Genomic DNA, 11,531 nt, shown 5'->3' on the forward strand with positions numbered 1-11,531 from the left:
CTGGCCCGCGGCTTTCACCGGCCTTCGGTCTGGAGAAAGCCCTGGATGGAGCGGGCGCTGGTGGCCGGGTCGACCTGCATGAAGCAGTGCTGGCCATCGATCACCTGAGTGCTCAGGTGCCGGTTGATGGCCGCCCAGCGCTTGATCGAGCGAGCCACGTAGGGGTAGCTGTCGCGGCCATGGATCACCAGGCTTGGGGTCTTCACCTGGCGCAGCGAGCGCCACAGGCGGCGGGGAAAGGAGCTGTAGATATCCACTTCGCGCTCGGGGGCGCATTTGAGGGCCACGCCTTGTTCGTCGTCCTTCAGGCCGTGTTCGACATAAGCGGCCAGGGCCGCGTCGCTCCAGCCCTTGAAGATGCCCCGGTTGGCCAGCGCGGCCTTGGCGGCGGCGCGGTCCGGCCAGCGCCGGCGGCGGGCGGCGGCCTTGCGCGCGAGGCTGTGGCGGCGGTTCAGGCCCAGGGCCGACAGCACGCCCAGGGAACCGATCATGGAGGGGGTGAAGATCACCGGGTCCAGCATCACCGCCTTGCGAAACAGTTGCGGGCGTTCGGCGACGATCAGGCAGGTGAGCACCCCGCCAAAACTGTGGCCCAGCGCATAGCGCGGTACCTCGCCATAGGCATCGAGCCCGGCTTCGAAGGCCTCGGCTGCCAGTTCGGCGGTGCGGTTCCAGCCCAGGAACGGGCCGCCGTGGTCGGTATCGCCGTGGCCCTGGACGTCACTGAGCCACAGGTCGAAGGACTCGGCCAGCAGCGCCAGCATCGGCTGATAGGCCATGGAGCAGAAACCGTTGCCGTGCAGGAAGTGCAGCAGCGGCTTGCCCGAAGGCGCGGAGCGCAGGCCGCGCAGGGTGAAGCCTTCGGAACAGGGGTAGGACCAGGGAAGCAACTGCATGGGGCCTCGGGGCAAACGCTGAATACAGCCGGGCATTGTCGATGGCGCGGCCCTTGAGTCAAGGGCCGATCCTGACCGAGTCCAGCACTACCCGGTCTTGAGCTGGCGAAACGACAGGCTGATGCGCTCGCCGGCGTCCGGCGCCTTGGGGATCGCGTGCAGCCAGTGTTTCTGCAGTTCGTCCGACATGTGCAGCAGCGAGCCGCTGGCCAGGCTGTAGTCGAAGGTGGCGCCGCTTTCCTTGTGGCGAAAGACCATGGCCCGGGCGTGGCCCAGGGAGACGATCACCACTCCGGTGCCTGTCACCAACTGTTCATTGGCGTCGGAATGAAAGCCCATGGAGGATTGGCCGTCGGGGTAGCAGTTGAGCAGGCAGTTGTTGGGGCGAAAGCCCAGCAGTTGCTCGATGGGCCCGCACAACTGCTCCAGCGCTTCGGGCATCGGCACGGCGGGGTAGGTGATCTGCGAGTAGTCGTAGGGCGCGCCGAAACTGGCGGTCTTGCGCGCACGCATGCGCTCGTCCCACAGCACGGAGTCCTTGAGGTGGTTGAACAGCCGATGCGGGTCGGCGATGAAGTCGGGGAAAAAGTCGATTTCGGGTGGAGTCATGGGAGTACTGCCTGTCGTGAAGGACAGCGCCTGCGGAGGCAGGGCGTGATCCTTATCGGTCCTTGATGGGGGCCTGGAGTGTGCCGCCTGCCACCGACTGGATAAACTGTGCGGCCTTTTGCCCCAGGTCCGCCTGGGAAGCGCGGATCAGCAGGACCAGGGGCGCCAGGGACAGTGGCTCGATGTCCAGCCGTTGCTGGCTGGAATTGCGCAGTATCAGGGTCAGCTCGGTCCACTGGTCATCGTCGGCGGTCCGGCTGTTACCATCGGAATCCACATTGCAGCCAGCGCCCCACAGGTGTTCGGCCACCCGGTAGAACGCCGGGCGTGGTCCGGGCTGTTGCAGAAGCAGGGTGTGTGGCGAAGGCATGGCGTGGAGCTCGGGCGAGGTGGCGTTCCAGGTCGGTAACGGTATCTCGCCGCCGACGTGCGGCGCAACTGCGAAGAGGGCAGGCGCCGAGCATCCGGCCGGCTTGCTCAGCCCCCGTTGGCGCTGAGGATGCTCGCCACCTGGCGTGGCTGGCAGTTGAGGTAGGGCGAGGTTTTCAACCAGCGCTGGTCCGGGTACCAGGAGAACATGAACTGGCCATCCTTGAGCTTGTCTATCACCTGGCGCGCCACTTGCGGGCGCACCGCGGGGCAGCCCTGGCTACGGCCGATGCGGCCCTGGCGCTGGCTCCACAAGGGGTTCACGTAGTCGGCGGCATGGATCACGATGTCGCGGTCCCGGGCCCGGTCGTTGAAGCCCGGTTCCAGGCCGTCCATGCGCAGCGAGTAGCCATGGCTGCCTTCGTAGCTTTCCTGGGTGCGGAACAGGCCCAGGCTGGATTGGTAGCTGCCCAGGCGATTGGAGAACTGGGTAGCGAAGTTTTCCCCGGATTTCTGCCCGTGGGCCACCAGGTCGCGCAGCACCAGTTTTTTGGTCCGCAGGTCGAAGATCCACAGGCGCCGTTCGGTGGAGGGCTGCGAGTAGTCGATCACCGCCAGGTGGCGGGCTTGTCGGGCGCCGCTGCCTACCGCGCATTGCATGGCGTTCAGGGCACTTTTCAGGGCCTGGGGATTGAGTTGCGGGGCGGCGTGGGCGAGGCTGGCGTACAGCGTGGGGCTGGCGACGGGCTGGACTTTGCTGGCGGCGAAGGACGAAATGGAAAAGGCGCCCAGGGCAATGGCCACCAGGCAGAACCGGCACGAGAAATTCAACATGTATAGAGCGTCCCCATGGTCACTTTGGCTCCTGACGTCCTGTCGTTCCCCCGGCAGTCTGGTCTATATGTTTAATGCCCAGGCCCGATTGTTTTCCGCATCTGCCGTAATGGTTGGCCGCCCGTTGGGCGCCCACGGATTGGAGTAAAGCAGTTGTTCAAAAAACCCGCATGTTACTTGACCCTGTGCCTGCTCGCTGCGCCATTGGTCGCGCTGGCCGATGAGCTGCCACAGCTGTCGGCGAGCCCGATGCAAACGGCGCTGACGCAACTGGCCGTGGCCTGCCCGGCCCTGGCGCCGCGGCTCAATACCCCGGCCCAGCAGCTGTTGCAGGGCTTCTACCAGCAACAGGGCGAACAGCAGGTGTGGTCCGTGGCGGGCCGCCTGGCCAGCTTGCAGGCGCAGTTGGCGCAACTGGTGGACGACGGGCTGGACCCGGGCCACTACCGCCTGCCGCAGGCGAGCCCGACGGGAGATGGTCTGTGCAGCGATATCGATATCACCCATCAGTACCTGCAAGCCCTGCAGGACCTGCATTACGGCCGCCTGGCGCAAAGCCGCTTCGAGCCTATGTGGCGGGCCCAGCCGCTGCCGGACGATCGCCAGAGCGCGCTGCTGGCGATTGCCGTGCCGGGCATCGCCCACATCGCCACGGCCTTCGAGCAGGCGCGCCCCAGCCTCGCGCAATACCGCAACCTGCGCCAGGCCTATGCCCATGAGCGCCAGCAACCCTTGCCCCAGTGGCAGGCCGTGGCCGGCGGCCCGTTGCTGCGCCCGGACATGCAGGACAAGCGGGTGCCGGACCTGGCCCTGCGCCTGTACCACGGCGGCTACCTGCAAAGCCCGGTGGTCAACCCGGACAACGCCTACAGCGGCGAGCTGGTCAGCGCGGTGAAGAACTTCCAGCTTGGCCATTCGCTGCAGGCCGACGGTGTGGTCGGCGCGGGCACCCTGAAAGAGATGAACATCAGCCCGGCCGAGCGCCGCGAACAGCTGCGCATCAACCTCGAACGCCTGCGCTGGCTGGCCCAGGATTACGAGCCGAACCTGGTGCTGGTGAACGTTGCCGCCGCCCAGCTGACCTTCTATCAACATGACGCGGTGGTCTGGCAGACCCGCACCCAGGTCGGCCGCGCGGAGCGCCAGACGCCCTTGCTCAAATCCCAGGTCACCCGGCTGACCCTGAACCCCACCTGGACCGTGCCGCCGACCATCCTCAAGGAAGACAAACTGCCGGAAATCCGCCGCGACCAGGGTTTCCTCAACCGCCAGAACCTGCAGGTGCTGGATGCCAACGGCCAGCCCCTGGCGGCCGAGGACATCGACTGGGACCGCCCCGGCAACATCCTCCTGCGCCAGGGCGCCGGCCCGCGCAACCCCTTGGGGCGCATCGCCATCCGCTTCCCCAACCCGTTCTCGGTGTACCTGCACGACACCCCGAGCCAGGCGCTGTTCAGCAAGGGGCCGCGGGCCTTCAGCTCCGGCTGCGTGCGGGTCGAGCAGGCCCTGCAACTGCGCGACTGGCTGCTCAGCCCGGCGGAGCGGTTGCGCACCAACGAGCTGTTGGCCACCGGCCTGACCCACGAGTTCCGCCTGGCCAAGCCGGTGCCGATCCTGCTCAGCTACTGGACGGTGCAGGCCGACAGCCACGGGCAACTGCTGTATGCCCCGGACATCTACGGGCGGGATATGCCCCTGGCACTGGCCCTTGGCTCGCGCTGATGGCGTGCGACCGCAAGGGCCAGGGGCAGGGCGGTGCGTCAGCTTCCTGGGTATGAGGGCCCGGCTTGACGCGAACAGGCGGCGAGATCTTCCAGAAAGACCTCGAGGATCGGCGGCGGTGTGCTGCCGCGTCGGGTGATCACATCAAAGGGTGACATCAACCGCAGGCGCTTGGGCGCCAGTTGGCGCATGTCGCCGCAGGTGACCCACTGAGCGGCGAAATGGGTGGGCAGAAAGCCCAGGTAGGCGCCGGAGATGATCAGGATTGCCAGGGCCTCGATGTTGTCCACCGTGGCGGCGGCCTTGCTGACACCCAGGCATTGCAGATCGTGTTGCTGCATGTAGCCGCGCGCGACAACCCGGCTCGCGGCCACTTCCTCAAGCAGTTCGACGGTGTCGGCCTGGCTGGCGAACAACGGGTGGTAGCGGCCGCAGTACAGCCCCAGGGCCTCCTGGTACAAGGCGCTGTGCAACAGGCCCGGTACGTGGATCGGGAAGTGCCCGATGGCCAGGTGCAGGCGCCCGTCCAGCACCCGCTCTTCCAGCTCCGCCGGGGTGCCCACGTAGACATTCAGGTGCACGTCATGCCCCCTGGAGACAAAGCGCTGGGTGGCCCGCGGCAGCGGTGAGTCGGGGTCGCTGATGGTGGTATCGATGATCCCCAGGTTGAGCTGGCCGCTGATGTGCTGCTTGAGCACATCGGCGTCCATGCAGAAGTTCTCCACCGCCGACAGCAGGCGCTGGGTCGCCTCATGAATCGCCACCCCCTGCTCGGTCAAGCGGAACCCGCCGCGTCCGCGCTGGCAGAGTTTGACCCCGAGCCGTGTCTCCAGATGAGTCATCTGTTCGCTGATGGTCGACTGGCCGGTATTGAGCGCCGCCTGCGCCGCGGAAAAACCGCCGCAACGGACGATGGTGGCAAATACCCTGAGCAGCTTGAGATCGACATCGTGCAGTTGAATCACTGGACACCTCCCGCCTGTGGACACATCGGCAATGCCGATATGAGTATCTGATGTTCAGCATTTTCTCCATATAAACCAGCGCTCATAGTCGATTCAACGGCGGCGGCCGCACCCGCCCGCCCCAGCGAATAACAAGAAATGGAGACGCTGAACATGTCGAAGCACGGTTATGAGTCCGGCCGCCTGAACCTGCCTTTCGTGGGCCATTGCACCTTTGCCAAATCCCCGGTGTGCACCGACTGGGACACCCTGGATGCCGATGTGGCGATTCTCGGGGTGCCCAACGACATGGGTACCCAATGGCGTTCCGGTGCGCGCTTCGGGCCGCGGGGGATCCGTGAGGCCTCGACCCTGTTTTCCTTCGGCCACGCCGGGGCCTACGACCACGAAGACGATGTGATGTACCTGACCGCGGAGGATGTGCGCATGGTGGACGTGGGCGATGCGGATATCGTTCATACCGACATGGCCACCAGCAATGCCAACACCGAGTTCGCCGTGGGCAAGATCCTGCAGGCCGGGGCCATGCCGGTGGTGCTCGGGGGTGATCACTCGGTGCACGCTCCGGTGATCAAGGCGTTCGAGGGGCGCGGGCCGATCCACATCATTCACTTCGATGCCCACCTGGATTTTGTCGATGAGCGTCACGGCGTGCGCTACGGCCACGGCAACCCACTGCGCCGGGCCTCGGAGATGCAGCACATTATCGGCATGACCCAGATGGGGATCCGCAACGTGTCCTCATCCAACCGCGACGACTACGAGGCGGCCCATGCCGCCGGGTCGAAGATCCTCTCGGTCCGCGAGGTCCGGCGCCTGGGCACTGAAGGCGTGTTGGCGCTGATCCCCGAGGGCATCGACTACTACATCACCATCGACATTGACGGTTTCGATCCCTCGATCGCCCCCGGCACCGGCACGCCCAGCCATGGCGGGTTCCTCTACTACGAAGTGCTGGAGATCATCCAGGCCCTGGCCAGGCGCAGCCAGGGGCGGATCGTCGGCATGGACCTGGTGGAGGTGGCGCCGGTCTACGACCCCTCGGGCATCACCTCGATTCTGGCGGCGCAGCTGCTGCTCAACAGCCTCGGTTTCATCTTCCATGAGCGCGCCCAGGCTCGCTCCCGGTAATGAGACACACCTGCCTCCGGCACCGACCTGGGGCGATCAGCGAAGCACAGTGACTCGACGCCCAGCGTCGGGCAGAGGGCATGAACATGGACACGATCGTCAAGCAGTACCTGCAACAGTTCGCAATCAGCGAGGCCACCCAGCGCTTTCTCGGCAAGGCGCAGAAGATGTTCATCGGTGGCGCCTGGGTCGATGCCAGCGACGGCCAGACCGCGCAGGTCCGCGAGCCGTCCACCGAGGGCCTGCTCACCCATATTCCCATGGGCACCGTGGAGGACCTGGAGCGTGCCGTGAGCGCGGCCCGCAAGCAGTTCGACGGCGGCGAATGGAGCCTGCTCAAGCCGCTGGAGCGCGAGGCGATGATTCACCGCCTGGCGCAACTGATTGCGGACAACGCTACGGAACTGGCGGAAATCGAATCGATCGACATGGGCAAATCGGTGGCCAGTGCCCGGGATGTCGATATCCAGGGTACGGTCGACACTTTGCGCTATTTCGCCGGCTGGGCCAGCAAGCTCCACGGACGCACCGTCGAGCCCTCGTTGCCGGGCAATTACCTGGCGTACACGCGCAAGGAGCCGGTGGGCGTGGTCGGGGTGATAGTGCCCTGGAACTTCCCGTTGCAGACCCTGGCCTGGAAGCTGGGTGCGGCCCTGGCCACCGGTTGCACGGTGGTGGTCAAGCCCGCCGAGCTGACGTCGCTCTCGGCCTTGCGCTTCGCCGAGCTGGTGGAAGAGGCGGGCATCCCCGCCGGGGTGATCAATATTGTCAGCGGGCGCGGCAGCGTGATCGGCGCGGCCATGGCCGCGCACCCGGGGATCGACAAACTGAGCTTCACCGGGTCGACCCCGGTGGGCCGTACCGTGGGGCGCGCGGCGCTGGACGACATGAAGCGCCTGACCCTGGAACTGGGGGGCAAGTCGGCGGTGCTCGTGCTGGCCGACGCCGACTTGCGCGCGGCCGCCGAGGCCGTGGCCAACGGTGTGTTCTTCAACTCGGGGCAGGTCTGCGACGCCGGTACCCGTGCCTATATCCATCACAGCATCTATGACGCGTTTCTCGATGAGCTGATCGCCTACACCCGGACCTTGAAGGTGGCCCCGGGGCTGGACCCGGACTGCTTCATCAGCCCCCTGGTATCGGCCCAGCAGAAACAGCGGGTCAGCGAGTACATCGAGATCGGCAAGGGCGAGGGCGCCCAGCTGGTCTACGGCGGCCAGCCGCTCGAGGGGCCGGGGTACTTTGTCGAGCCGACCATTTTTGCCCATTGCCGCAATGACATGCGCATCGTCCAGGAAGAGATCTTCGGGCCGGTGCTGGTGACCGCGCCTTTCGACGATGACGAGCAGGCGCTGGCGCTGGCCAATGACTCGCTCTATGGCCTGGCGGCGGCGATCTACTCCAACGACCTGGGCCGGGTTCACTGCCTGATTCCGCGTCTGCGGGCCGGCTCGGTGTACGTCAATGCCCACAGCACCATCGACCCCGCGATGCCTTTTGGTGGCTACAAGCTGTCGGGGTTCGGCAAGGACCTGGGGCCGGAGCAGCTCGACCACCTGATGGAAACCAAGGCGGTCTGGATCACCCTGCCTTGACAGGCGAGCCTGCCTTTACCGATTTCGGGCGTCCTTGGGGCGCCCGCACATCCCTCGTCAGAGCCTGCAGGAGGTGCCCAGGCATCGAGTACCGCACCAGTGCCCCGTCATGATATCGACCAACAATAAGAGCCCATCATGAACACTAATGCCCAGCCTGCCCCGAGTGTCTCCAGTGCCGACAACGGCTCCGTTGTCGAAGTCCATTCGATCGATTACATCCCGGAAAACGAGCGCACCGACAAGCTCTCCAGCCAGGGGCCGTTCTGGTTTCTGGGCAACTTCACCTTCTTCACCATGACCATCGGCTTTGTCGGGCCCAGCGTCGGCCTCACGGCGTTCTGGACCACGGTGACCGGCACCCTGGGCATCATGTTCGGCACCTTGTTCATGGCCTTCCATGGTTCCCAGGGGCCGCACCTGGGCTTGCCGCAGATGATTCAGTCCCGGGCGCAGTTCGGCTATCGCGGGGTGATCCTGGTGCTGCTGGCGACCCTGTTCGTGTTCGCCGGTTTCAACATCGTCAACCTGGTGCTGATGATGCAGGGGCTGCAGACGTTGTTCGGCTTCGATCCGCTGCTGGTGGCCCTGGCGGTGACCGTGCCGGGGGCGACCCTGGCGATTCTTGGCCACGACTGGATGCACCGCAGTTTCAAGTGGGCGCTGTACCTGTCGCTGCCGCTCTATGGCCTGGTGAGCCTGGCGGTACTGATGCACTGGGTGCCCGATGCCCAACCGCTGGCCGTGGCGGCAGGCGGCGTGGCTCCGCAGCCCCTGGGCTTCAACTGGTCCGGCGGCGTCGCCCAGTTCGCCGCCGCGGCCAGCTACAACATCGCCTATGCGCCTTATGTGTCCGACTACTCGCGCTACCTGCCCAAGCACACCCACAGCGGCAAGCTGATCGCCGTGGTGTTCCTCGGGGCTTCGTTGTCCGGCGCCTGGATGATCGCCGTGGGCGGCTGGCTGGCCGACCACCTGCATTCCACCGATGTGCTGGTGGCACTGGGGCAGGTGGGCAACACCTTGTCACCGCTGGTGGGCACGGCGGTGGTGCTGGTGACCATCCTGGCGTTCCTGCCGGTGATCGCGATGAACATCTACAGCGCCAAGCTGACCACCCTGACCTGTGTCGATTCGATCATCAGCATCAAGCCGACGCGCAAGGCTCGGATCCTGGCGATTCTCTTCGTGATCCTGTTGCAACTGGGCGTGGCCCTGAGCATCCAGCGCTCGAACCAGGGGCTGTCGGTGCTGAGCATCTACCTGGTGGTGATGCTGTATTTCCTGGTGCCCTGGACTGCAGTCAACCTCACCGACTACTTCTTCGTGCGCAAGGGGCGCTACGCCATCACGCACTTCTTCATGCCCCGGGGCAACCTCTACGGCAGCTGGGGCCTGCGCGGGATCGTCGCCTACGCCATCGGCTTCGCGAGCATGATCCCCTTCTTCTACATCTACGACGGCGTGGAGCAGCGCGAGGTCTATGTCGGCCCGCTGGCCAGGGCCCTAGGCAGTATCGACGTTGCCTGGCTGGTGGGGCTGCTGGTGTCCGGGGTGGCCTACTACGGCCTGAGCCGTTCGCTGGACCTGGCGCACGAAGAGGCGGTGATCCTGCGCCTTGAGGACGCCGCGGGGGCGTGCGCCGAAGGGCTCGCGCAACCCCGCGAGGCGCTGCCGATTCTCAATCAATTGACGGTCGGGAGATGACCATGAGCAGGCAAACATTCGACTACATCATCATTGGTGCCGGATCGGCCGGCTGCGTGCTGGCCAACCGCTTGAGCGAGGACCCGGGTACCTCGGTACTGGTCCTGGAGTTCGGTGGCAGCGACCGTAGCGTGCTGATCCAGATGCCCAGCGCCTTTTCCATGCCGATGAACACCAGCAAGTACAACTGGCGCTACCAGACCGAGCCTGAGCCCTACCTCGACGGCCGGCGTATCCATTGCCCGCGGGGCAAGGTACTGGGGGGCTCGTCCTCGATCAACGGCCTGGTCTACATCCGCGGCCACGCCCATGACTTCGATGAGTGGCAAGCCCTGGGGGCGCGGGACTGGGGCTATCGGCACTGCCTGCCGTATTTCAAGCGGGCGGAAGACTACGAGGCCGGCGGTGACAGCTACCGCGGGCAGGGCGGGCCGTTGCACACCAACAATGGCAACAACATGCACAACCCCCTGTACCGGGCCTGGATCGATGCCGGTGTCGAGGCGGGCTACATCAGGACCGAAGACTGCAACGGTTTCATGCAGGAGGGCTTCGGCGCCATGCACATGACGGTGAAGAACGGCGTGCGCTGCTCGACCGCCAATGCCTACCTGCGACCGGCCATGGGGCGCCCCAACCTGACGGTGCTGACTCAGGCGATGACGCGCCGAATCCTCTTCGAGGGCAAGCGCGCGGTGGGCGTCGCCTATGACCGTCAGGGGCAGGTCCATGAAGTGCGGTGCAACCGCGAGGTGCTGGTCGCCGCCGGCCCCATCGGTTCGCCGCACCTGCTGCAACGCTCCGGGGTCGGGCCGGCCGAGGTGTTGCACAGGGCGTCGATCGAGCCTCGGCACGTGCTGCCGGGAGTGGGGGAAAACCTCCAGGATCACGCCGAGGTCTATATCCAGTTCGGCTGCAAGGAGCCGCTGACCCTCAACAGCAAGATGGACCCGCTGAGCAAGCTGCTGATCGGTCTGCGCTGGTTGCTGTTCAAGGACGGCCTGGGGGCCAGCAACCACTTCGAGGCCGGTGGCTTCATTCGTTCCGAGCAGGGCTTGGGTTGGCCGGATATCCAGTTTCACTTCCTGCCCGCGGCCATGCGCTATGACGGCAACAAACCCATCAAGGGGCATGGCTTCATGGTGCTCACGGGCCCCAACAAACCCAAGAGCCGCGGCCATGTGCGGGCCCGTTCCGGCGACCCGTACGAGCACCCGGAAATTCTCTTCAACTACCTGCAACGTGAGGAGGATCGCGAGGGTTTCCGCCGTTGTGTGCGCCTGACCCGGGAAATCATCGGCCAGCCGGCGATGGACCGTTACCGCGACGGCGAGATTGCGCCGGGGCCGCAGGTCAACACGGATGCACAGATCGACGAGTTCGTGCGGGCGAACCTGGAGAGCACCTATCACCCCTGCGGCACCTGTCGCATGGGCGAGGACGAGATGGCCGTGGTGGATTCCGAACTGTGTGTACACGGTCTTGAAGGCCTGCGGGTGATCGACTCGTCGGTGTTTCCCAGCGAGCCCAACGGCAACCTCAATGCGCCGACGATCATGCTCGCTGAGCGTGCCGCCGACCTGGTGCGCGGGCGTAAGCTGCTGGTGGCTGACGAGGTTGCGGTGGGGTTGGCCCCGGATTGGGAAAGTCGCCAGCGTCCGGGGTCGCCGGTACGCAAGGTGAGGGTTGAATGACCGCGAGGA

10 protein-coding genes are annotated in these 11,531 nt (G+C 65.5%); 5 read left to right on the plus strand and 5 right to left on the minus strand.

What is annotated here, in order from left to right; all coding sequences use genetic code 11:
- Positions 1-14 precede the first annotated feature (14 nt).
- From A9971_RS31745 to A9971_RS31760, 4 genes are all read right to left on the minus strand, one after another.
- Complete coding sequence (locus tag A9971_RS31745; RefSeq protein ID WP_183000430.1) at positions 15-896, minus strand: alpha/beta fold hydrolase; 882 nt, start codon at positions 894-896, stop codon at positions 15-17.
- An 87-nt stretch (positions 897-983) separates the two neighbouring features.
- Entirely contained in the window at positions 984-1,505 is a 522-nt protein-coding gene (locus A9971_RS31750) for an alpha-ketoglutarate-dependent dioxygenase AlkB (RefSeq protein ID WP_015635171.1), read from the minus strand.
- Positions 1,506-1,557: 52 nt separating this feature from the next.
- Positions 1,558-1,875: a hypothetical protein gene (locus tag A9971_RS31755; protein ID WP_174395001.1), complete on the minus strand. Its 318-nt coding sequence runs from the start codon at positions 1,873-1,875 to the stop codon at positions 1,558-1,560.
- A gap of 107 nt (positions 1,876-1,982) precedes the next feature.
- The gene (locus A9971_RS31760; protein ID WP_011060709.1) at positions 1,983-2,708 is read right to left on the minus strand and encodes a murein L,D-transpeptidase catalytic domain family protein; all 726 of its coding nucleotides are present in this window, start codon (positions 2,706-2,708) and stop codon (positions 1,983-1,985) included.
- A gap of 153 nt (positions 2,709-2,861) precedes the next feature.
- Between A9971_RS31760 and A9971_RS31765 the strand changes: the two genes are divergently transcribed.
- Complete coding sequence (locus A9971_RS31765; protein ID WP_183000431.1) at positions 2,862-4,430, plus strand: murein L,D-transpeptidase; 1,569 nt, start codon at positions 2,862-2,864, stop codon at positions 4,428-4,430.
- A 38-nt stretch (positions 4,431-4,468) separates the two neighbouring features.
- Here A9971_RS31765 and A9971_RS31770 read toward each other — a convergent pair whose 3' ends face one another.
- On the minus strand, positions 4,469-5,395 hold the full coding sequence (locus A9971_RS31770) for a LysR family transcriptional regulator (RefSeq protein WP_183000432.1): 927 nt from the start codon (positions 5,393-5,395) through the stop codon (positions 4,469-4,471).
- A gap of 153 nt (positions 5,396-5,548) precedes the next feature.
- Here A9971_RS31770 and speB point away from each other — a divergent pair, with 153 nt between their 5' ends.
- The 4 genes from speB to betA all read left to right on the plus strand — a co-directional run bounded on the left by speB (position 5,549) and on the right by betA (position 11,522).
- Positions 5,549-6,526, plus strand: a complete 978-nt coding sequence (gene speB / locus A9971_RS31775) for an agmatinase (protein ID WP_065363722.1) — start codon at positions 5,549-5,551, stop codon at positions 6,524-6,526.
- Positions 6,527-6,612: 86 nt separating this feature from the next.
- On the plus strand, positions 6,613-8,121 hold the full coding sequence (locus A9971_RS31780; RefSeq protein WP_183000511.1) for an aldehyde dehydrogenase: 1,509 nt from the start codon (positions 6,613-6,615) through the stop codon (positions 8,119-8,121).
- A gap of 138 nt (positions 8,122-8,259) precedes the next feature.
- A complete protein-coding gene (locus tag A9971_RS31785) occupies positions 8,260-9,828 on the plus strand; it encodes a cytosine permease (protein ID WP_183000433.1) in 1,569 nt (522 codons plus the stop codon).
- A gap of 2 nt (positions 9,829-9,830) precedes the next feature.
- Complete coding sequence (betA, locus tag A9971_RS31790) at positions 9,831-11,522, plus strand: choline dehydrogenase (protein ID WP_183000434.1); 1,692 nt, start codon at positions 9,831-9,833, stop codon at positions 11,520-11,522.
- Positions 11,523-11,531 lie beyond the last annotated feature (9 nt).

Source organism: Pseudomonas sp. UME65, assembly GCF_014170225.1.
Classification (GTDB): domain Bacteria; phylum Pseudomonadota; class Gammaproteobacteria; order Pseudomonadales; family Pseudomonadaceae; genus Aquipseudomonas; species Aquipseudomonas protegens.